Annotated in this window: 19 protein-coding genes and 1 riboswitch; of the genes, 11 read left to right on the top strand and 8 right to left on the bottom strand. The window is 72.0% G+C overall.

Features of this window, described 5'->3' with window-relative positions; translation table 11 throughout:
* Window positions 1-68 precede the first annotated feature (68 nt).
* Complete coding sequence (locus KZ829_RS03880; protein ID WP_220142476.1) at window positions 69-488, top strand: GNAT family N-acetyltransferase; 420 nt, start codon at window positions 69-71, stop codon at window positions 486-488.
* Window positions 489-546: 58 nt separating this feature from the next.
* Here KZ829_RS03880 and KZ829_RS03885 read toward each other — a convergent pair whose 3' ends face one another.
* A complete protein-coding gene (locus KZ829_RS03885) occupies window positions 547-1,512 on the bottom strand; it encodes a hypothetical protein (RefSeq protein ID WP_220142477.1) in 966 nt (321 codons plus the stop codon).
* Window positions 1,513-1,635: 123 nt separating this feature from the next.
* On the opposite strand from KZ829_RS03885, the gene KZ829_RS03890 reads away from it, so the two are divergent.
* Complete coding sequence (locus KZ829_RS03890; RefSeq protein ID WP_308285323.1) at window positions 1,636-3,399, top strand: NAD-binding protein; 1,764 nt, start codon at window positions 1,636-1,638, stop codon at window positions 3,397-3,399.
* Here the strand turns inward: KZ829_RS03890 and KZ829_RS03895 are convergent.
* Window positions 3,379-4,599 carry a DUF4032 domain-containing protein gene (locus KZ829_RS03895; protein WP_220142478.1) on the bottom strand — a complete coding sequence of 407 codons (1,221 nt, stop codon included), beginning with the start codon at window positions 4,597-4,599 and terminating at the stop codon, window positions 3,379-3,381. The genes KZ829_RS03890 and KZ829_RS03895 overlap by 21 nt on opposite strands.
* A gap of 423 nt (window positions 4,600-5,022) precedes the next feature.
* On the opposite strand from KZ829_RS03895, the gene KZ829_RS03900 reads away from it, so the two are divergent.
* Window positions 5,023-6,030 carry a trypsin-like serine peptidase gene (locus KZ829_RS03900; protein WP_308285324.1) on the top strand — a complete coding sequence of 336 codons (1,008 nt, stop codon included), beginning with the start codon at window positions 5,023-5,025 and terminating at the stop codon, window positions 6,028-6,030.
* Between the two features lie 9 nt (window positions 6,031-6,039).
* Complete coding sequence (locus KZ829_RS03905) at window positions 6,040-6,765, top strand: phosphatase PAP2 family protein (RefSeq protein WP_308285325.1); 726 nt, start codon at window positions 6,040-6,042, stop codon at window positions 6,763-6,765.
* Here the strand turns inward: KZ829_RS03905 and nagA are convergent.
* From nagA to KZ829_RS03920, 3 genes are read right to left on the bottom strand one after another with little or no spacing between them, the layout of a single operon-like run.
* Window positions 6,691-7,785, bottom strand: coding sequence for an N-acetylglucosamine-6-phosphate deacetylase (nagA, locus tag KZ829_RS03910; protein ID WP_220142480.1), 1,095 nt, complete (start codon window positions 7,783-7,785; stop codon window positions 6,691-6,693). The two genes, KZ829_RS03905 and nagA, sit on opposite strands and share 75 nt — an antisense overlap.
* A complete protein-coding gene (locus KZ829_RS03915; protein ID WP_220142481.1) occupies window positions 7,782-8,714 on the bottom strand; it encodes an ROK family protein in 933 nt (310 codons plus the stop codon). Before KZ829_RS03915 ends, nagA begins: the two co-directional genes overlap by 4 nt.
* A complete protein-coding gene (locus KZ829_RS03920; RefSeq protein WP_220142482.1) occupies window positions 8,711-9,634 on the bottom strand; it encodes an SIS domain-containing protein in 924 nt (307 codons plus the stop codon). The genes KZ829_RS03915 and KZ829_RS03920 overlap by 4 nt, the downstream gene beginning before the upstream one ends.
* A gap of 190 nt (window positions 9,635-9,824) precedes the next feature.
* Here KZ829_RS03920 and KZ829_RS03925 point away from each other — a divergent pair, with 190 nt between their 5' ends.
* Complete coding sequence (locus KZ829_RS03925) at window positions 9,825-10,610, top strand: DeoR/GlpR family DNA-binding transcription regulator (RefSeq protein ID WP_183222415.1); 786 nt, start codon at window positions 9,825-9,827, stop codon at window positions 10,608-10,610.
* A 138-nt stretch (window positions 10,611-10,748) separates the two neighbouring features.
* Complete coding sequence (locus tag KZ829_RS03930; RefSeq protein WP_220142483.1) at window positions 10,749-11,033, top strand: DUF3263 domain-containing protein; 285 nt, start codon at window positions 10,749-10,751, stop codon at window positions 11,031-11,033.
* Here KZ829_RS03930 and KZ829_RS03935 read toward each other — a convergent pair.
* Window positions 11,030-13,267 (bottom strand): AAA family ATPase, encoded by a 2,238-nt coding sequence (locus tag KZ829_RS03935; RefSeq protein WP_220142484.1) that lies wholly within the window; start codon window positions 13,265-13,267, stop codon window positions 11,030-11,032. The genes KZ829_RS03930 and KZ829_RS03935 overlap by 4 nt on opposite strands.
* Before the next feature lie 39 nt (window positions 13,268-13,306).
* On the opposite strand from KZ829_RS03935, the gene KZ829_RS03940 reads away from it, so the two are divergent.
* The 4 genes from KZ829_RS03940 (at window position 13,307) to thrC (ending at window position 19,307) form a co-directional block, all read left to right on the top strand.
* Entirely contained in the window at window positions 13,307-13,891 is a 585-nt protein-coding gene (locus KZ829_RS03940) for a hypothetical protein (protein ID WP_220142485.1), read from the top strand.
* 58 nt (window positions 13,892-13,949) lie between these two features.
* Window positions 13,950-16,691 carry an alpha/beta fold hydrolase gene (locus KZ829_RS03945; RefSeq protein WP_220142486.1) on the top strand — a complete coding sequence of 914 codons (2,742 nt, stop codon included), beginning with the start codon at window positions 13,950-13,952 and terminating at the stop codon, window positions 16,689-16,691.
* Window positions 16,688-17,557: an ABC transporter permease gene (locus tag KZ829_RS03950; protein WP_220142487.1), complete on the top strand. Its 870-nt coding sequence runs from the start codon at window positions 16,688-16,690 to the stop codon at window positions 17,555-17,557. Before KZ829_RS03945 ends, KZ829_RS03950 begins: the two co-directional genes overlap by 4 nt.
* A 317-nt stretch (window positions 17,558-17,874) precedes the next feature.
* Window positions 17,875-18,014, top strand: a riboswitch (SAM riboswitch).
* A gap of 9 nt (window positions 18,015-18,023) precedes the next feature.
* Window positions 18,024-19,307, top strand: a complete 1,284-nt coding sequence (gene thrC / locus KZ829_RS03955) for a threonine synthase (RefSeq protein WP_220142488.1) — start codon at window positions 18,024-18,026, stop codon at window positions 19,305-19,307.
* Window positions 19,308-19,484: 177 nt separating this feature from the next.
* Here thrC and KZ829_RS03960 read toward each other — a convergent pair whose 3' ends face one another.
* Together KZ829_RS03960 and KZ829_RS03965 are read right to left on the bottom strand one after the other, a co-directional pair.
* On the bottom strand, window positions 19,485-19,961 hold the full coding sequence (locus KZ829_RS03960; RefSeq protein ID WP_229794657.1) for a hypothetical protein: 477 nt from the start codon (window positions 19,959-19,961) through the stop codon (window positions 19,485-19,487).
* 20 nt (window positions 19,962-19,981) lie between these two features.
* Window positions 19,982-20,485, bottom strand: coding sequence for a GNAT family N-acetyltransferase (locus KZ829_RS03965; protein WP_220142489.1), 504 nt, complete (start codon window positions 20,483-20,485; stop codon window positions 19,982-19,984).
* Between the two features lie 82 nt (window positions 20,486-20,567).
* On the opposite strand from KZ829_RS03965, the gene KZ829_RS03970 reads away from it, so the two are divergent.
* Complete coding sequence (locus KZ829_RS03970; RefSeq protein ID WP_220142490.1) at window positions 20,568-21,305, top strand: hypothetical protein; 738 nt, start codon at window positions 20,568-20,570, stop codon at window positions 21,303-21,305.
* The last annotated feature ends 150 nt before the right edge of the window (window positions 21,306-21,455 follow it).

Below are 21,455 nucleotides of genomic sequence, written 5' to 3' on the forward strand. Positions count from 1 at the left end.
TCATGCTACCGAGTCGACCATCGATGACCATCCTGTCGAGCTTCCGGCCGGCTGGTTATCGTGGCGGCATGCGCATCGAACGGGTCACCGCCGAGGCCGAGGTCCATCGCGCGGCCGATCTCTTCGACGCGCCGCCGATCGAGGCCGCCACCCGCCGCTTCCTCACCGACCCCACCCACCACCTGCTGCTGGCCTACGACGACGCCGACCGGCCGGTCGGCATGATCACCGGGGTCGAGACCACCCATCCGGACAAGGGCACCGAGATGCTCGTCTACGAGCTCGGGGTGGCGCCGGTGGCCCGGCTCCAGGGGATCGGCGCGGCACTCGTCGACGCGCTGGCCCAACTGGCCCGCGACAGGGGCTGCTACGGCATGTGGGTGGCCACCGAGAACGACAACAACGCGGCCCTGGCCACCTACCGCCGGGCCGGTGCGCTCGAGGAGATGACGTTCACCCTGCTCAGCTGGGATCTGAATCAGGACTGAAGGCGCGAGAGCGCGCGCCGCTGGACGTTGGCGGCGCGCGCTCTCGCTGGAGTGACGTCTAGTCGGTGCCGCGGTCGACGAAGCCGTCGACCGGCTCCTCGTGCAGGCGGGGGTCGTCGATGGCCGGGTCGCCGGGGATCGCCTTCGGGCGGCTGGGCGCCGCGATTCCGCCGGGCACCTCGTTCGAGCCGGCGGCCGGCCCGGATCCGGCGCCGGGGGTCTCGGTGGCGGACTTCGGGTCGTCCGCCTTCTGGTCACCGACCTTGGGCTCGTCCGCCTTCGAGGCGCGGGCCTTCTTGTCGGCCGGGTTCGGTTCGGTCAGCTCGCCGCCGAGCGGCAGGCCGGCCACGTCGTTGGGGAGGTCGGTGATGTCGCGGTCGAGCATGCTCACCGGGTTGGCGCCGGCCAGGCCGCCGAGCAGCGAGTAGTCGGCCTGGTCGTGCTCCAGGCGCGGCGCGAACGGGCGCTCGTCGGGGGCGGGCCTACGGACTCTGGTGTTCGGGGGCGGCGCGGCCGGCGTGGACGGCGACACCCCGGCGGGGCCGAGCCCGCCGATCGAGGGGAAGTTCTGGGACAGGAGCCCGCTGAGGGTCACCGGAATCGGGAGGCTCGAGGACCGGGAGCCGCTGTACCGCCGGGTCGCCGCCGGCACGGTGCCGCGGATGACGTCCGCGGCGGGCAGGAGCCGCCGGCCGCTCCTGGCGTTCTTGGCGGTCCCGCGGCCGTCCGGGTGGTCCTCGAGGGCGGGCGCGTTACGGGCCGTGCCGGGCTCCACCTGAACGAGGGGCTGGCCGCTGAGCGGGTCGGCGGCGAATCGCCAGGCGTTGGCGGGGTCCAGCGCGTAGCCGAGGGCGTTCCGCAGTGAGGTCCGGGCGGCTCCGAGACCGGCCGCGGGATCCTGTCCGATCGCCGGGGCGGCGGCGCCGGCGTCGGCTGCGGGGGCGAGAGTGTCGTCGGCCCACGCGGGGGTCGCCCCGAGCAGGATTCCACCGGCGAGGGCGCCGGCACACCACAACTTGCGCACTGATCTTCTCCTGGCCACATCGGACGATTGGTTTGGTCGATACCCACCAAGTCGGACATAAGGTGTCGGATGGGGCAACGACCGGCCCCACGGGCAGGTTCCGGCTGACTACGATTCGTGAACGTGAGTGCCGTGCCGCCGATAAAGATCCACAAGCATCCTGAGTCCGATGAGGACACGCGCCCCCACCTGGTGCTGTGCGGCGCGGACGCGCTGGTCTTCACCCTGGCCGAGGAGCTCGCCAACTCCCGGCGCCGGATCCGGATCACGGTGGTCACTCCGCACCGGATCCGGGCCGACGTCCCCGACCTCGCCTCGCTCGCCGACCGCGGGGTGGAGTGGCGCAAGGCCGACCGGCTGGACGAGTGGACCTTCCGCGAGGCCGGGCTCACCGGCGCCACCGGGCTCGCCCTGGTCATGCCGGACGACATGGTCAACCTGCACGCCGCGCTGTGTGCCCGCGAGGTCGAGGAGGACCTGCGGGTCGTGGTGCGGATGTTCAACCGGGAGCTGGGGCACAGCGTGCTCCGGCTCTTCCCGGACTGCGCGGTGCTGTCCGACGCCGAGATGGCCGCGCCGGCCTTCGTCGCGGCGGCGCTGGGCGAGGTGGCTCCGACGCATTTCCGGCACTCCGGCCGTACCCTCTATGTCGCTCACCGGGAGGACGTCGCGGAGCGACAGGTGGTCCTCACCCTGACCACCGCCGGCGACCGGGGTGAGGTGAGCGTCCTGCCGGAGGACCCGCCGCCCGGTTCGGCGCGGCCGGGAGACCTGGTGCTGGCCGAGGCGCTCGGCCGCCCGGCCGGGGAGGACGTGACCCGCCGCCTGCTCACCCGGGCCGGCCGCCGCGGTCGCCCGCTGCGTGCCGTCCGCCGGGTGCTGCGCGCCGCGCTCAGCCGCAAGCTCGGCATCGCGGTCCTGATCACGCTGGCCACCACGGTGGTGGCCGGTCTGGTCCTGGCCAATTTCGACAAGGGTGGGCACGGGCTGTGGGAATCGGTCTACGTGACCCTGCTGACCGCGGTCGGATCATCCGATGTGGAGGTCGACCGCGATCCGGTGGCGCAGGCCGCGCAGCTCGTGCTGACCATCGCCGGACTCGCGCTGATCCCGCTGATCACCGCGGCCGTGGTCGACGGCATGGTCAACGCCCGGCTCGCGCTGGCCCAGGGCCGGGTGGCCGGGCAGCTGCGGGACCACATCGTCCTGGTCGGGCTCGGCAACGTCGGCACGCAGGTGCTGCGCCAGCTCACCGACCTGGGGGTCCGGGTCGTCGCGATCGACCGCACCGCCGACGCCCGGGGCGCGAAGAGCGCACAGCGGCGCGGGGTGCCGGTGATCGTGGGCGACGCGTCCGCCGAGGCCACGCTGCGGGCCGCCTCGATCGACACGTGCCGGGCGCTGGTCGTGCTCTCCACCGACGACGTGGTGAACCTCCAGGCCGCGTTGCAGTCGCGGTCGGCCCGGCCGGACCTGCGGGTGGTGCTGCGGCTCCTCGACGACGACTTCGCGCAGCGGGTCGAGTCGGCCTTCCAGATCAACACGTCCCGCAGCGTCTCCCGGCTGTGCGCCCCGGTCTTCGCGGCCGCGCTGCTGGAACGGGACGTGCACGCCACCATCCCGGTCGACCGGCACGCCGTGATGGTCGCGACGGTGACCGTGTCGGCCGGGTCCCTTCTGGACGGCGCCCCGCTGGACCATGCCGACCATCCCGGTGAGGCGCGGGTGATCGGCATGTCGGCGGCCGGCCAGGGCTGGGTCGACTGGGTGCCGGACCGGCGCCGGGTGCTGGCCGAGGGCGACGAGATCCTGGTGGTGGCCCGCCGGGGCGGGCTGCGTGCGCTCGCCGAGCTGGCCGGCCCGCCGCTACAGGGTGCCGCTCAGTGAGTCCGCCTCGACACCCAGCACGGCCTGCTCGTCCGGCTTGTTGACCAGCACGTCGGTCAGGTAGCTCTGCACCGCCGGGCCCATGCCGACGTCCCGTCCGGCCTTCTCGGAGAGCAGCCACTTGTGCTGGATGATCTGCGAGAAGATCTCCTGCGGCTCCAGTTTGCGGCGCAGGTGGGCGGGGACCGCGCGGACCACCGGCTCGAACACCTCGGTGAGCCAGCGGTGCGCGGCCTGCTGCTCGTCGGTGAGGTGGCTCTCCGCCCGGTACGCGTCCAGGTCGTTGAGGAGCTGGCGGGCCTGGTTCTCCTCGGCGTCCAGGCCGGTCAGGCGCATCAGCCGCCTGGTGTGGTAGCCGGCGTCGACGGCCTTGGGGCGGACCAGGTAGCCGCCGTCGTTCGACGTGGACATGGACACCTCGGCGACGTCGAAGCCCATCTCGTTGAGCCGCCGGATGCGCCGCTCGATGTGGTGCCGGGAGTCCTTCGACACCTCCTGCTCGTACGTCACCTCGTGCCACAACCGCTCGTAGCGCGCCACGATGTCGTCGACCACCTTCTCCGGGTCGATCGACTCGTGCAGCAGCTCGGCGGCCTCCAGGTCGAGGCACTCGCCGAAGATGTTGAGCCGGAGGATCTCGATGTCCTCGCTGCGCTGCCCCTCGGACAGTTTCGGGTACAGATTGCCGGTCTCGGCGTCCACCAGGTAGGCGGCGAAGGCCCCCGCGTCCCGCCGGAACAGCGTGTTGGACAGCGAGCAGTCACCCCAGGAGAAGCCGGTCAGGTGCATCCGCACCACGAGGGCGGCCAGCGCGTCGAGCAGACGGTTCATGGTGTCCGGCCGCAGCACCCGGGAGAACAGCGCACGGTACGGCAGCGAGAACTGGAGATGCCGGGTGACCAGGACGGTCTCCAGCGGCTCGCCCTCCTTGGTCTGCCGGTCGGTGGCGATGGCGACCGCCTGCACGGCCGGGAAGTCGATCCGCTCCAGGGCGCGGAGCAGGTCGTACTCCTTCTCGGCGATCCGTTCCCGGGTCTCCTTCATGGCGTAGACCACGTCGTTCAGCTTCACGAACCGGACGATGTGCCGCGAGATGCCCTGTGGCAGCGCGACCAGGTGATCGGCCGGCCAGTCCTCGAGCGGAATGTGCCACGGCAGATCCAGCAGCGCGGGGTCGATGAGGGCGGAGGTGATGCGCACGGTGACAAGTGTGCCGGGTCGCGCGGCGCGTCGTGCTTGCACGTGGCTCGTTACACAGGTGCGAAACCGCCGACGACGTACGGGAGTGGCATGCGACGTAGGACTGGAATCGTCATCGGGACGTGCACCGCGCTGGCCCTGATCGGCACGGCCGGGTCGGTCGTGTCGGCGGGCGCCGGCGAGCGGCCGTCCGAACCCCGGCTTTCCGCGGCCCGGCCCTCCACGGTCGAACGCAACCCGGCCGCGGTGAAGAGGCGGGCTGTCCCACAGGTTACACCGACAACAGCGACTCCTGGTGTTAAATCGGACATTTCGTCTTCCGCTTCGGCTCCGGCTTCGGCTGTCGCTTCGGCTGGAGCCCGCCGCCAGGAATCGACCACCACCCGGTCCGCCGGCCGTCAGCGGATCGGCGAACTGCTCCGGGTGGACCGCCTGCTCGGCAACGTGGGCGGCCCGAAACGGGAGGAGTTCGCCTATCCCGGCGCCTCCTACGTCAAGGTGCACTTCGACCGCCTGACCATGCTGCCCGGCGACTACGTGACCGTGTCGAACCCGGAGCGCACCGAGTCCTACCGGTACGACGAGAGCGACCCGGACGGCCGCTGGGCCATGTCGATCACCGGGGACACCGCGGTCGTCGAGGTGCACCGGGAGATCAACCCGCTCGGGCTCCGTGACGTCACCGGTGACCTCGGGATCGGCATCGACCGGGTGGCCCGCGGCGAGTCCCGCCCGCCGCCGGCGCGGCCGGGCCGGGAGGAGTCGGTCTGCGGCACCGACACCTCCAGCGACGCGGTCTGCTACGAGTCGAAGGACCCGGTGGCCTACACCAAGTCGAAGGCGACCGCCCGGCTGCTGATCAACGGCACCGAGCTGTGCACCGGCTGGCGGGTCGGCCCCAAGAACCGCATGATCACCAACAATCACTGCCTCACCACGTCCGGGGAGGCGTACGACACCGAGGTCTGGTTCAACTACCAGTGCGCCAAGTGTGGCGGCTACGACGTGTTCAAGCCGACCAAGGTGTGGGGCGATCAGGTGCTCGCCACCGACAAGACGTACGACTACACGCTCTTCACGGTCGACGGCTTCCCGTCGATCGAGAAGTTCGGCTACCTCACCCTGGACACCGTCCGGCCCGGCAAGGGCCAGGAGCTGTACGTGCCACAGCATCCGTCCGGTGAGCCTGCCAAGATCGCCGGCAACAAGGGCGAGGCGGCCGGCAACTGCGAGGTCGACAATCCCGACTACACCGGGTATGCGGCGCATTCGGATGTCTCGTACTTCTGCGACACGGCCGGTGGCTCGTCCGGCAGCCCGGTCATCTCCCGCGCCACCAACCGGGTGGTGGCGCTGCACCACTTCGGCGGCTGCCCGAACTCCGGCGTGCGGGGCGATCTGCTGGCCGGGAGGTTGCGCACGTACCTCTAGTTTGTAGAGGTGAGCGAGAAGATCGGTAAGACCTGGTGGCCCGACGTGGCGGCGCTGGTGGCGTTCGCCGCGCTGACCCTGGCGTTGATGAACGGCTACCTGCTCGACCTGGACGAGCGGATCGCCGAGTGGTCGCTGACCCATCAGCCGGCGCCGGTGTACTGGACCGCACGGGTGTTCAACTACCTGGGCCAGGGCGGTCAGGTGCTGATGCCGGTCACGCTGATCCTGACCGGGGTGCTGTTCTGGCGTACCCGATCGGTCCGTGCCCTATTGCCGTTCGTGGTCACCTTCGCGCTCACCTACTGCACCATCGGCCCGGCGAAGATCTTCTTCGACCGGGCCGCCCCTCGCTTCACCGGCCCGGACGCGGTGATGCTGTTCAACCCGAGCGCGGCCGGCGACAAGGCGATGAGCTACCCGTCCGGGCACGTCGCCAACACGCTGGTCTGGTTCGGGGTGATCGCCCTGCTCCTGACCGTTCTGATGAAGCGGGACCTGTCCCGGCGGGAGTGGCTGCTGCTGCGGGTGGCGCCGGTCGTGATCGTCTTCGTGACCACGGTCTACACCGGGTTCCACTGGCTCACCGACTCGATCGCGGCGCTCTTCCTGGGCTTCGTCCTGGTCCGCCTGCTGGGCCGGATCCCGTGGGGACTCCGGTCAGATCCAGGCGCCGGAGCGCATCACCCGGCGCGGGGTCAGGTCGGCGGAGAGGACCACCAGGTCGGCGCGTAGGCCCGGGACCAGGGCGCCCAGGGTCTCGGACAGGCCGAGCAGCCGGGCCGGGGTGGTGGCGGCCATCGCGGCGGCGTCCACCAGCGGCAGGCCGGCGGCCACCGCGTTGCGCAGCGCCACGTCCATGGTCAGGGTGCTGCCGGCGATCGAGCCGTTGTGGGCCAGCCGGGCCACCCGGTCGGCGACCAGGACCTCCTGGCCGCCCAGTTCGTACCGGCCGTCCGGCATGCCGGTGGCGTCCATCGCGTCGGTGACCAGCACGGCCCGTTCGGGGCCGGCGCTGCGGGCCGCGAACGCCAGCATCCCCGGGTGCAGGTGGATGTTGTCGGCGATCAGCTCGCACGCCGTGGCCGAGGAGAGCAGGCCGACCACCGGGCCCGGCTCGCGGTGGTGCGGCGGCCGCATCCCGTTGAACAGGTGGGTGGCGACGGTCGCGCCGGCGGCCACTCCGGCGTGCGTCTGGTCGTACGTGGCGTCGGTGTGCCCGATCGCCGCGAGGACACCGGACGACCGCAGCAGGCCGATCGCCTCCAGAGCGCCGGGCAGTTCGGGGGCGACGGTCATCATGCGTACCGCGCCGTCGCCCACCTCGATCAGCTCGGCGATCTCGGACAGTGACGGATCCCGCAGGAACGCCGGGTTCTGCGCCCCGCAGCGGGCGTGCGACAGGTAGGGCCCCTCGAAGTGGATCCCGGCGAGCACCCCCTCGGCGACCAGCGGCCGGTAGTCGACCGTGGCCGACCGCATCAGCTCGAACGGCGAGCTGACCAGGCTGGCCAGGACCGTGGTGGTGCCGTGGCCCAGGTGGAAGGCGGCCGCCTTCCGGGCCGCCTCCGCGTCACCGGTGGTGAACGTGTGCCCACCGCCGCCGTGACAGTGCAGGTCCACGAAGCCGGGCACGATCACGTCGTCGCCCACCGCGTCGTCCGGGACGATCGCCACGATCGCCCCGCCGTCCAGGTCGAGATGTCCGGGGACGACCGCGCCGGGGGTGACGATCCGGCCGGAGATGCGGGTCACGGTGTCTCTTTCAGTGAGTCGAGGGCCAGCAGGGCGGAACCCAGGCAGCCGGCGGTGTCGCCGAGCTCGGCGCGGACGATCTCGGGGGAGCGGTGGAAGGTGACCCGCTGGGCGACCGCGGCGCGGACCGGGCCGAGCAGCTCGTCACCGGCCTCGGCCAGCCCGCCGCCCAGGACCACGATGCCGACGTCGTAGAGCGCCTGAGCGGTGATCAGGCCGTCCGCCAGGGCTTCCACGGCGTCCTGCCAGACCCGGCGGGCCAGCTCCTCGCCACGGGCCGCCCGGGTGGCGACGTCGAAGGCGGTGGCGGTGGGTTCGCCGGACAGTTCCGCGTACCGTCGCCCGACCGCCTTGGCCGACGCCTCGGCCTCCAGGCAGCCGCGCAGCCCGCAGCCGCAGGGTGTGCCGCCCGGCCGGACCACGACGTGCCCCAGTTCGCCGGCCGCGCCGTGCGCTCCCGGGTAGCCGGCGCCGTCGATCACCAGGCCACCGGCGATGCCGGTGCCGATCGCCACGAACAGCACGTGCCGCCGCCCGCGCCCGGCGCCGAGGCGCGCCTCGGCGAGAGCGCCCACCCGCACGTCGTGGCCGAGCGCCGCGGGCATCCCCAGCCGTTGCACGGCCAGATCCCTCAGCGGTACGTCGCGGAAGCCCACATTCGCCGACCAGACCGCGACGCCGTTGTGCTCGTCGACCACGCCGGGCACCGCGATGCCGGTCGCGACCGGGGTGAGCCCGTCGGCGCGGGCCTTCCCGGCCAGCGCCCCGGCCACGCCCAGGATCGTCTCGGTGACCGCCTCCGGGCCGCGCTCGGCCCGGGTCGGGTGCCGCTCCTCGTGGTGGACCGTGCCGTCCGGCCGGACCAGGGCGCATTTCATCCCGGTGCCGCCGACGTCCAGGGCGACGACGACGCTGTCGCTTCCGTTCACGCGAGGACTACGGAACGGGTGAGGTTGGGAGGGTTGTCCGGGTCCAGGCCCTGGGTGGTGGCCAGCGCCAGGGCCACCCGCTGGGCCAGGATCAGGTCGGCCATCGGGTCCAGCGGGGCCCGGCCGCCGACCCAGCGGCCGATCGAGCCGTACCCGCCGTGGTGGCGGCTGTGCACGAAGGCGGCGCCGGTGGCCTCGACCTCCCCGGCGAGGCCCTCCGGCACGTCACCGAACGCCCACACCACCCGGCGCGGCCCGGCGATCGCGATGGGCCCGTGCCGGTAGTCCATGGCCGGGTACGACTCGGTCCAGAAGCCGGCGGTCTCCCGGCACTTGAGGGCGGCCTCCTCGGCCAGTCCGACGGTCCAGCCCCGGCCCAGGAAGGTGATCTGGTCGAAGAGGGCCGGGTGCACCGGGAGCGGGAGGCGGATCGCGACCTCGGCGTCCGAGGCGGCCGTCTCGATGTCGTGGCCCAGGTGCGCCCGCAGGACGGCCAGCACACTGGTGGCGAAGCGGGTCTGCACCACCGATTTCTCGTCGGCGAAGTCGAGGACCACGGTCTCGTTCGCGATCTCCGCGGCCGGCTGCGTGGCGTCGGCGGTGAAGACGGTCACCGGGGCGCGCTCACCGACGGTGCGCATCACGTCGAGGGTCTCGGTCGTGGTGCCGGAGCGGGTGATCGCCACGAGACGGTCGTAGTGGCGGCCGTACGGGAAATCGGATGCCTGGAACGCGTCGGTCTCGCCGTGGCCGGCCTGTTCCCGCAGCACCGCGTACGACTTGGCCATGAACCACGAGGTCCCGCATCCGACGACGGCGACCCGCTCGTCACGGCGGGGCAGCCCCGGCGCCCCGGCTAGTTTTGCCGCCTGCCGCCAGCACTCCGGTTGTGTGGCGATTTCCGCTTTGACATGGCTCATGTCTGTTCCTCACCGGTTGATGCTGCGCATTAGCGCTCGGTTCCCGGGACTTTCGCGCGTTATTGTGCTCACGAGGCCGTCGTCGGGGCAAGCGTCTAAGGTCCTTCGCGCAACGAATGTCTTTGCTTCCAGGGCTTTCGCGCACTAATGTGCACACACTTATCATGGAACGTGCATCGGAGAGTGGTGGGTGGACCGGTACGCGCGGTGGAATGCCCTGCTCGAATTACTCACGGAGAGCGGCCGGGTAACCGTCGAGGAGGCCTCCGAGCGTCTCGACGTCTCCCAGGCCACCATCCGGCGTGACTTCGACCAGCTCGCCCAGCAGCAGATGATCACTCGAACCCGGGGCGGTGCGGTCGCCAACGGTGTCTCCTACGACCTGCCGCTGCGTTACAAGAGCGCCAAGCACTCCGCCGAGAAACAGCGTATCGGCGAGGCCGCGGCCCGTCTCGTCACTCCCGGAACGGTGGTCGGCCTCAACGGCGGCACCACGATCACCGAGGTGGCCCGGGCGCTGGCGGTCCGGCCCGACCTCAACGCCGGCGGTGAGGGCTCCCAGCTCACCGTGGTCACCAACGCCCTGAACATCGCCAACGAGCTGCTGCTCCGCTCGCGCATGAAGATCGTCGTGGCCGGCGGTGTGGTCCGCCCGCAGTCCTTCGAGGTGGTCGGCCCCCTGGGTGGCGCCCTCCTGAGGGAGGTCACCCTGGACATCGTGCTGCTCGGCGTCGACGCTCTGGACGTCGAGCTGGGCGCCGCCTCCCATCACGAGGGGGAGGCGTCGATGAACAGCCTCATGGTGGCCCGGGCCAAGCGGGTCGTCGTGATCGCCGACTCGTCCAAGCTGGGTGGCCACGCCTTCGCCCGGATCTGCCCGATCACCAAGGTCGAGACCCTGGTCACCGATTCCGGCGCCCCGCCGTCGGTGCTGGCCGCCTTCCGGGAGGCGGGCGTCGACGTCATCACCGCCTGAGTCGCGTATGGGTGCCAGTGGATCGGACGTTGCGTAGCCGTGTGGTCGCTTGAGGTAGCGTCTGCGGGGATCTTCGGTCCGACCTATGCTGAGGATCCCTCGTGAAATCCGTGGTCACCGATGCCGTCTGGGAGCGCCATGCAGCCCGCCGCCGAACCGACCGGGGAGCAGCCGGCGGAACCCGGCCCCCCACCCACTCTCACTGAGCGTGAGCTGGAGATCCTCGCCTTCGAGGGCAGGTGGTGGAAACACGCGGGCGCCAAGGAGCAGGCCATCCGGGACACCTTCGGCCTCTCCTCGACCCGCTACTACCAGATCCTCAACGGCCTGCTCGACAACCCGGCCGCTCTGGAGCACGACCCGGTCCTGGTCGGACGGCTGCGCCGGCTCCGCTCGGCCCGGGCCCGCGGCCGCCGCCGCTAGGCCTGTCGGCTCTCGGCGTAGTTGGCGAGCCAGGCCACCTGATCCGGGTCCAGTGAGGCCCGCACCCGGGCGCGGGCCGTGGCCACGTTGCCGGCGGTGACCGTGGACGCCTCCAGGGAGTCGCGCATCGCGGCCAGCGCCGACTCCCGGATCAGCGCCGAACAGTCGGCCGCCGAGAAGCCCTCCAGCTCCGTGCCCAGCTCGTCCAGATCGACCGAGTCGTCCAGCGGCACCGCCCTGGCCGAGGCCCGCAGGATCGCGGCCCGCGCCGCGGCGTCCGGCGGCGGCACGTAGACCAGGCGCTCCAGCCGGCCGGGCCGCAGCAGCGCCGGGTCGATCAGGTCGGGCCGGTTGGTCGCCCCGATCACCACGACGTTGCGCAGGTCCTCGACACCGTCCAGTTCGGTCAGCAGGGCCGCCACCACCCGGTCGGTGACACCGCCGTCGCTGCCCTGACCGCGAGCCGGCGCCAGCGCGTCCACCTCGTCCAGGAAGACCAGGGTCGGCGCCGCCTCCCGGGCCCGGCGGAACAGCTCCCGCACCGCCCGCTCGCTGTCGCCCACCCACTTGCTGAGCAGCTCGGCGCCCTTCACCGACAGCACGTTCGCCTTCCCGGTCCCGGCGATCGCCTTGACCAGGTACGTCTTCCCGCACCCGGGCGGCCCGTAGAGCAGCACCCCGCGCGGCGGCGAGACACCGAGCCGGGCGAACGTGTCCGGGTAGGTCAGCGGCCACAGCACCGACTCGGTGAGCACCTGCTTCACCTCGACCATGTCCCCGACGTCGTCGAGGGTCACGGCCGCCACCTCCAGGGTGGACTCGGCCATCGAGGTCGGCCGGACCACGTCGAGCGCGGCCTCGAAGTCGGCCATCGCCACGGTCGGCGACTCGGCGTCCTTCTGCCGCAACGCGGCGCGGACCCCGGCCTCCCGGGTCAGCGCGCCCAGATCGGCGGCCACGAAACCGGGGGTACGCCCGGCGACCTCGTCCAACCGCACGTCCTCGGTCAGCGGCATCCCCCGGGTCAGGACGCCCAGCTGCTCCCGCCGCATCGCCGAGTCCGGCAGCGGCACGGTCAACTGGACGGCCAGCAGGTCCGGGGCGCGCAGAGCCGGATCCACGGACTCGGGCTTGCTGGTGGTGCAGACGATCGCGGTGCCGGCCGCCACGGTCTCGGCCAGCACCTGCCGGAAGATCGTCGAGATCGGCCCCGGCTCCTCACGTGGGGCCAGCGCCTCCACGTCGACGAACAGCAGCACGGCGGGATCATCCGTCCGCACCTCGGCGGCCAGCTCACGCAGCCGGGCCGCCGCCGCGTTGTTGGTGAGCGCGGCCAGCTCCGGCGCCCACACCGTGCGCACCTTCGCGCCCACCGCGCCGCCGACCGCGCGGACCAGGGTCGACTTGCCCGACCCGGCGGGCCCGGAGATCAGGACGCCGAGCGTCACCCGGGTGCCCAGCCGGGTCAGCACCTCCCGGTGGTGGAAGCCCAGGTCGAGCAGCTCCTCCAGCTCCTTGGCCTGGGCGCGGAGGCCGGGCAGGTCGTCCAGGTTCGGCGGAGGCGCGTCCGGGACGGCCGGTGCGGGCGTCCCGGCGCTGATCCGCGCGACCGGACCGGCCGAAGCGGTGCCCGGGCCGTCCTGCCAGGTGACCACGGTCTTCATGGTGACCAGGGAGGCATCCGCACCGGCCACCGCCACCACCCGCAGCAGGGCACTGGTCCAGCCGTAGCCGATCCGGTTGGCCAGGCTGCGCCGGGCCGCTTCGAGATGCGGACGGTTCCCGGCCTCCGGCACCACGTCCTGCGGCAGCAGCGAGACGTCGTCGCCGGCGCTGACCACCTTGCCCAGCAGGGCCAGGCGCAGCATCTCCGGGGAGACCGCGGCGACCACCTCCGGCGGCCCGGACAGGGTCACCCGGTCGGCGTGCACCACCGGGATCGGGGTGACGGTGACCTCGCCGCCGTCCCGCATCCGGAGGTTGCCCAGAATCAGATCGTCGGCGTACAGCAGCCCTCCGCCGGAAGCCGCCTCGGCCCTGGCGACGAGGCAGGCGGTGGTCCGCTTGCCGGTGAGGCGCACCGGATCACCGGTGCGCAGGTCCAGCCCTGCCATCACCTCCGGATGCAACCGCACGACTCCGCGCCGCGCATCCAGCGCAGCGGGGCGCAGGGTCACCGTCAGCGTGAGATCATCAGCCACCGCGCGTGCCTCCGATGGAATGTCTGGGGCCATCTGGTTCGTCCACGCTATCCGCCGAGGGGTAGTCCATTGATGAGGCGTAGACCGCTTGTCGTCCTGACGGTGGCGCTGGCCGTGCTGACCGGGTGCACCGACGACCCGTCCACGCCGTCGGCGCAGCCACCGGCGTCCCCGGCCGCCTCCGCCGCGGCCACCCTGGACATGCCGCCGGAGAGCTTCGGCCCGCCCCCGCCGGCGCCCACCCCCACCAGCCGAATGGAGATGAGCCCCGCCGGGTACGGCCCGTTCCGGATCGGCATGACCCAGCAGGAGGTCACCGACGCCGGGCTGGTCGCCGGGCTGTCACCGGACGGCTGCGGCAGCGCGAGCGGCTTCCCCGGTACGCCGGAGGTCGACTTCTGGGGCGGCGAGCTGGTCCGGGTACGGCTCACCGGCCCCACCGCCGGCCCGGTCCCGATCGGGGCCACCCTCGCCGACGTGCGGGCCACGTACCCGGCCGGCCGGGCGGTCACCGGCGCGGGCGGCGTCACCGGCTGGCTCGTCGTGGACGGAGCCAACGCCATGCTCGTCGAGTTCACCGGCGGTACGGCGACCGCCGTTACCGCCGGCGTGACCACCACCGTCGAGGAGGTCTTCGCCGGCACCCGGGGATGCTGAGAGTTCTCCCAGAGAACCCTCAGCCCCACCTCAGGGGTCTCCTACTAGCGTGTGCGCCATGTCTGCCCTGACCACCGGGTTGCGCCGCGCGCTTCCCCGGCTCAAACGGCGCCGGGTCGTCCCGGCGGTGGCCGCCCTCGTGGTGCTCGCCGCCGTGGCCGTCTGGGCCGTCCGCCCCGCGCCGGACGCCTGGACGACCGAGGATCTCCGGCTGGCCGGTGACGGCGTCGAACTGGACGCCCGCTTCTACCTGCCGGCCGACCGGGACACCGATGTGCCCGCGGTCCTGCTGGCGCACGGTTTCGGCGGTTCCAAGGACACCGTCCGCAGCGACGCCGAGGCGCTCGCCGAGCAGGGCTACGCCGTGCTGGCCTACACCGCCCGCGGGTTCGGCCGCAGCACCGGCGAGATCCACCTGGACAGCCCGGACCACGAGGTCAAGGACGCTCAGCGGCTGCTCGACTGGCTGGCCACCCGGCCCGAGGTGACCACCGACGGCGCCGGGGACCCGAAGGTCGCGGTGGTCGGCGGTTCGTACGGCGGGGCCCTCGCACTGCTGCTCGCCGGCCAGGACGGGCGGGTCGACGCGATCGTCCCGTCGATCACCTGGAACGACCTGGGCACCGCACTGGTCCCGCAGTCGGCTGACACCGGCGCGGCCGGCGTCTTCAAGAAGAGCTGGGCCGGCTACTTCTTCGGCAACGGGACGGCCTCGCTGGAAAGAGGCGGCCCACCGCAGCAGCAGCCGCAGGATCCCGCGTGCGGCCGGTTCGCGAAGGATGTCTGCGCCGCCTACCTCCAGATGGCCACCAGCGGCATCCCGGACCAGACCACCCTGGCGCTGCTGCGGAAGTCCAGCCCGGCCACGGTCCTCGACCGGATCAAGGCGCCGACCCTGCTGATCCAGGGCGCGGTCGACACGCTCTTCCCGCTCTCCGAGGCGGACGCCAACGCGAAGGGCATCGCCGTGGCCGGCACCCCGGTCCGGGTGGCCTGGTTCACCGGCGGCCACGACGGCGGCGAGGGGCCCACCTCCGACTCCGACCGGCTCAAGTACCTGACGGTGCAGTGGCTCAACCACTACCTCAAGGGCGAGGGTGAGGCGCCCGGCGACGACTTCACCTGGTCGCGGGTGGCCGGGTTCAGCGCGCTCGACCGCGGGCTGGTCACCAACGGCTACTCCGCGGACGCGTACCCCGGACTGGGCGGAACCGGAAGCACCCGGGTGACCCTCACCGGATCGGCGCAGCCGATCGCCAACCCGCCGAACGGCAACCCCGGCGCCATCTCCTCGATGCCCGGCCTCACCGGCCGGCTCAGCTCGCTGCTCAGCGGCAACGTGGCACTGGACGTGGCCGGTCAGCACGCGATGTTCGACTCGGAGCCGCTCACCGCGGCCGCCGACGTGGCCGGGTCGCCCACGGTCCGGCTGCGGGTCGCGTCGCCGACCGGCGAGGCGGTCGTGTTCGTGAAGCTCTACGACATGGACGCCAACGGCACGGCCACGCTCAGCGCCGGGCTGGTCGCGCCGGTCCGGCTCACCGGCCTGCCGGCCGACATCGCCCAGGCACGACCGGTCACCGTGACGCTGCCGGCGATCGTCCGGCAGATCGAGGCGGGCCACACCGTACGCGTCACCGTCGCCACCTCCGACCAGGCGTTCCTCACTCCCGCCCAGCCCGCCACCTACACCGTCGCGGTGGAGCCGGAGCTGACCCTGCCGACGTTGACCGGCAAGCCGATCGCCGATCCCGGCAGCCTGTGGTGGATCGTCCTGGCCGGCGTGGTCGCGGCCATCCTGCTCGGCCTGGTCCTGCTGCTCGTGGTGAGCCGGATCCGGCACCGGCGGCGGGACGTGGCGGTGGTCGCCGAGCACGCCGGCACCCCGCTCGTGGTGCGCGGGCTGCGCAAGGCGTACGGGGACGGCTTCGTGGCGGTCCAGGAGATCGGCTTCACCGTGGAGCGCGGGCAGGTCGTCGGCCTGCTCGGCCCGAACGGCGCCGGCAAGACCACCACGCTGCGGGTGCTGATGGGCCTCACCCAGCCGACCGAGGGCGAGATCTTCGTCTTCGGGCACCGGCTGGTCCCGGGCGCGCCGATCCTGTCCCGGGTGGGCGCGCTCGTCGAGGGGCCCGGCTTCCTGCCGCACCTGAGCGGGTACGAGAACCTCAAGGCGTACTGGCAGGCCACCGGCCGGCCGTGGGAGGACGCCCGTTTCGAGGAGGCGCTGGAGATCGCCGGACTGGGCGACTCGGTGCACCGCAAGACCCGCAAGTACAGCCACGGCATGCGGCAGCGGCTCGCCATCGCACAGGCCATGCTCGGCCTGCCCGAGCTGCTGGTGCTCGACGAGCCGACGGACGGGCTCGACCCGCCGCAGATCGCCGAGATGCGCCGCGTCCTCCAGCGGTACGCCACCGACGGCCGGGCCGTGCTCGTCTCCAGCCACCTGCTCGCCGAGGTGGAGCAGACCTGCACCCACGCGGTCGTCGTCAACAAGGGCCGGATCGTGGCGTCCGGCCCGGTCGGTGACATCGTCGGCGAGTCGCCGTCGGTGCAACTGGAGGTCTCCGACGTACCGGCCGCCACCCGGATCCTCGAGGACCTGGGCGTGCACTCGGTCAAGGCGGAGGGAACGAACGGCCTGATCGTCGACATGAACGGGACGGCCCGCTCGGAGATCGTCGCGTCGCTGGTCGGCGCCGGCATCGGGGTGGAGCGGCTGGTGCCGCGCCGCCGCCTGGAGGACGCGTTCCTGTCCCTGGTCGGCGACAACTCGCGAGGAAGTGGAGACCGATGAGCTCGCTCGAGGCCGCTACCGGCTACCGGCCGTCGCGCACCCTGCCGATCTGGGCCGAGGCGCGCCGCCAGGCGTCCCGCCGGCGCACCCAGCTGGCGCTCGGCTTCATGGTGCTGCTGCCGCTGATCATCCTGGCCGCCTTCGAGTTCGGCGGCGGGGGCGGCCCGGACGAGGACGGCGACGGCGGCGGCGCGTTCAGCAGCATGGCCGACCTGGCCACCTCCGGCGGCCTGAACTTCGCCCTCTTCGGCCTGGCGGTCTCGGCCGGCTTCCTGCTGGTCGTGGTGGTGGCGCTGTTCTTCGGCGACACGGTGGCCAGCGAGGCGAGCTGGGGCAGCCTGCGCTATCTGCTGGCCGTTCCGGTCCCGCGGGCCCGGCTGCTCGGCGTCAAGCTGACCGTCGCGGCCGCCTACTCGCTCGTCGCGTTGCTGCTGCTCACCGGCACCGGGCTGCTGATCGGCACGCTCCGCTACGGCTGGTCCCCGCTGGGCAGCACGATCGCCGCGGAGATCCCGCCGGCCGAGGGTGTGCTCCGGCTGCTCGGCATCCTCGCCTATCTGGCGACCACCCTGCTCGTGGTGGCCGGCCTGGCCTTCCTGCTCTCGGTGCTGACCGACGCCGCCCTGGGCGCGGTCGGCGGCGCCGTGCTCCTGTGGATCCTGTCCAGCATCCTGGACCAGATCGAGGCCCTCGGCAGCATCCGCAACGCCCTGCCCACCCACTACACGGACGCCTGGATGGGCCTGCTCTCCACCCCCGTCCAGACCGAGGACCTGGCCAAGGGCGCGATCTCCGCGGTCGTCTACGCCACGCTGTTCTGGGGGATCGCCTTCTACCGCTTCACCCGAAAAGACATAACTTCCTGAACCCCTTTTCTCGTACGGAAGTGCCGGGTCCCGTGGCCCGCGGCGGCTCCTCCAGGCGCTCCTCCAGGCCGTCCCCCGCCGCCGGCTCATGAGACGGGGTTCTCGGGCGCGACCGCTCACGCACGTCGCGCGGTGGGGCTCGCGTTCTGGACGCGCCAGCGGCCAGCGGGCCCCGCCGGGCCCTCGGCGGGAGCAGCGGTCCGCACCCACCACCCCGCTGCGACCTCAAGGTTCTGATCTTGGGGGGTGGCTCACACCTCGGGAACTCCGTGTGGTGTCGGCGGGATCTCGTCGTAAGGTGTTGGAAACAACTGAATACCTCATCCAGAGGGGCAGAGGGATACGGCCCGACGAAGCCCCGGCAACCACCGCGCATGACTCTCGATGACGAGGCAGCGACGTGGCAGGTGCTAATTCCGTCCCCGTTCCGGCAGGTCGCCGCGGGGAAAGATGAGAGGAAACTCTAATGACGTCTGTCGTCGACGCACCCTCAGCCACCTCCGCCTCGCCCGCTCGTGGGCTGATCTGTCGCGCTTGCGGCGCCGAGTACCCGCTGGCCGCGCAGCACGCCTGTTACGAGTGTTTCGGCCCGCTCGAGGTCGCCTACGACGAGGCGGCGCTCGCGCGGGTGACCCGGGCCCAGATCGAGGCGGGCCCGCAGAACATCTGGCGCTACGCGGCCCTGCTCCCGGCCGGCCAGGACCCGGCGACCCGGGTGACGCTCGACCCGGGCCTGACCCCGCTGGTCGCCGCCCCGCAGCTGGCCGCCGCGCTCGGGCTGAAGGCGCCGCTGTGGGTGAAGGACGATTCGCAGAACCCGACCCACTCGTTCAAGGACCGGGTCGTCTCGGTGGCGCTGACCGCCGCCAAGGAGCTGGGCTTCAAGCGGTTCTCCTGCGCCTCGACCGGCAACCTGGCCAACTCGGTGGCCGCCCACGCGGCCCGGGCCGGCGTGCCGAGCATCGTCTTCATCCCCTCCGACCTGGAGCAGGGCAAAATCATCACCACCGCGGTGTACGGCGGCGAGCTGGTGGCCATCGAGGGCTCCTACGACGACGTGAACCGGCTGTGCAGCGAGCTGGTGGAGACCGACGAGTTCGAGGACACCGCGTTCGTGAACGTGAACGTGCGGCCGTTCTACGCCGAGGGCTCCAAGACGCTGGGCTACGAGGTGGCCGAGCAGCTGGGCTGGCGCATCCCGGCCCAGGTGGTCATCCCGATGGCCTCCGGTGAGCTGCTCACCAAGGTGGACAAGGCGTTCTCCGAGCTGGTCGAGATCGGACTGGTCGAGGCCCCGGCGGACGGGTGGACCGTCTTCGGCGCCCAGTCCGAGGGCTGCAACCCGATCGCCGTGGCGCTGCACGCCGACACTGACGTGATCACCCCCGTGAAGCCGACCGGCATCGCCAAGTCGCTGAACATCGGTGACCCGGCCGCCGGGCCGTACGCGATCGAGGCGGTCCGCCGCACCGGTGGCTGGATGGACTACGCCAACGACGACGAGATCCGGGCCGGCATCCGGCTGCTCGCCGAGACCACCGGCGTCTTCGCCGAGACCGCCGGCGGCACCACGGTGGCCGTGCTGAAGAAGCTGGTGGAGAGCGGTCGGCTGGACCCCACCAAGGAGACGGTCGTCTACAACACCGGCGAGGGCCTGAAGACCCTCGACGCGGTCGCCGGCCAGGTTGGACCGACCCACACGATCAAGCCGTCGCTGCGTGGTGCCCGCGAAGCCGGCCTGCTCGGATAACACTGCGTGACCGGCGATCAGCCGGTTGTCGAGAATTACCTCCTCCGAGGACTTGCACTCCGATCTCCGGATGGGCAGGATGCTCTCTGCGGGAGGACGCGACGCCGTACGAGGCCCCTCACCTGAGCTTGGCGACAATCTCCGAGGGTCCCAACGATCCAGCGCTGACCCATACGGCTACGTGCCCGGAGGCGTTGTGCGTCCGTCCTCCCGACCAAACATCCGCACTGCCCACCGCCTTCGCACCGCCCACGGCCGCAGTGGCAGGTCCTCCGGGTAGTGCCCGTCGGCCAGCCCCGCGTCCCGCTCGAACCAGTTGCGCACCCCGTAGGACGTGGTGAGCGCGATCGACCAGGCGCAGGCCAGCCAGTAGGCGGGCCAGAAGAGCGGGCCGAGGACGGCGTACTGGCCGGCGTGCCGGCTCTCGTGGGCGAGCAGCCGGGCCCGCTCCTCGGCGAGCAGCCACTCGGCGGTGCGCTTCGTGATGATCACCGAGCCGACCGTGAAGCAGGTCGCGGGCGGCACCCGGAGCCGGTAGTTCTCGGCGATCAGCACGCCGTGCCGGCCGCGCCGGACCCGCGCCCCGGTGGACAGCGCGATCAGCAGACCGATGACGGTCGTCCCGTTCACGGCGGTGAGGACCGTGCGCGTCACGTGCCACCCCCGCCCGGGCATCAGACCCGCCGTCGCATCTGGAGCTCGGTGAGGGCCGGGATGGTCGGATGCCGCAGGCGCACCCCGGTGTCGGCGAAACCCAGCTTCTCGTACGCCCGGACGGCCCGCCCGTTGCCGCACACCACCTCGAGCATCAGCTCGTCCCGCCCGGCCGCGGCCGACCAGTCGGCGACCGCCTCGATCAACTGCCCGAGGATCTTGCCGCCCCGGTACGCCGGAGTCAGGTACACCGCGAAGATCACCGTGCAGTGCGGCGCGTCCGGCAGCACGATCCCGCCGGCGTGCCCGACCAGCGGCCCACCCGGGTCGGCGATGAACTGGGCCGTCTCGAAGCCCTCGGACGACTGCCGGATCCGCTGCCGGTAGCCCTCGTGCGGCCGGGCCGCCGCCTGCGCCAGGGTCTCCAGGAACGCGAGGGGACTGTCCGCCAGCATCTCCAGCCGGAGCGCCCGCATGCGCCCGGCATCCTCGGGGGTGACCCGGCGTACGTCCCAGTTCTCCATGGGTAATCCCTACCGCCGTGGCCCCCGGTCGGCAACCGGGTTGTCGTGAAGCCGAGTGGCGGCGCTGCGCCATGATTCGACGATGAACGATGAGCCCGAGGGGCTTTCCGGTGTCCGGCTGCTGCGCGCCCGCCCCTGGGGGATCGCGCTGGCCGTGCTGCTCACCAGTGCCGCGGCGCTGGCTTACACGTGGGCGTGGCTGTCCCTGATCCCGGGCTTCGGCCCGATGCCGTCGTTCGATCCGGGCGAGGCCCTGACCCGCTGGGTGGTCGTGCCGATCGTCGCGGAGATTCCGGAGATGGTGGCCCTGATCTCGATCGCGGTGCTGTCCCGGCGTCGGGTGACCGTGGGCCGGGCGCTGCTGCTGTGGATCCTCGCCGCGCTCGTCTCGACCGTGAAGAACATGCTGGACGCGGGCCTCGAGTTCGCGGTCGGCGAGGTCGGCTTCGACCCGCTCCTCGTGGTGGCGATCGCCGGCGACCTCGTCGTGCTGATCGGCGTGGGCCTGCTGGCCCGATGGCTGCTGCCGGTGCCCGGGTTCCCGGCGGTGCGGCCCGGCCGCGACCTGACGGCGCTGATCGTGGCCTCGTTCCTCATGATGGCGCTGATCGAGGTCTTCTCCGTCATGACGATGCTGACCGCGAACTCGTTCGCCACGGAGGCGTCGGTGTCGACGGTGATCATGCTGAGGCTGTCGGTGTCCGCTGTCCTGTCGGCGGTCCTCACCGTCGGCTGGGCGGTTGCGGCGCTTGTCACCTCGGCTCCGGAGCGCTCCGAATGGTCCGGGGAGCCCGCTGAGCTGGGCTTTCAAGATCGTTAGCGGAAACCGGGGCTCCCTCGGGGGTTTCGCGGGAAGATGGGGTTTCTTGCACTCGCCATCGGGGAGTGCTAAACAAGTGATTGGCACTCGCGCATGCTGAGTGCCAGCAGGTCGGGACGGTGGGGTTCCGGTCACGATGCCGCCATCGGC

This window comes from Actinoplanes hulinensis (assembly GCF_019429605.1).
Taxonomy (GTDB): Bacteria; Actinomycetota; Actinomycetes; order Mycobacteriales; family Micromonosporaceae; genus Actinoplanes; species Actinoplanes campanulatus.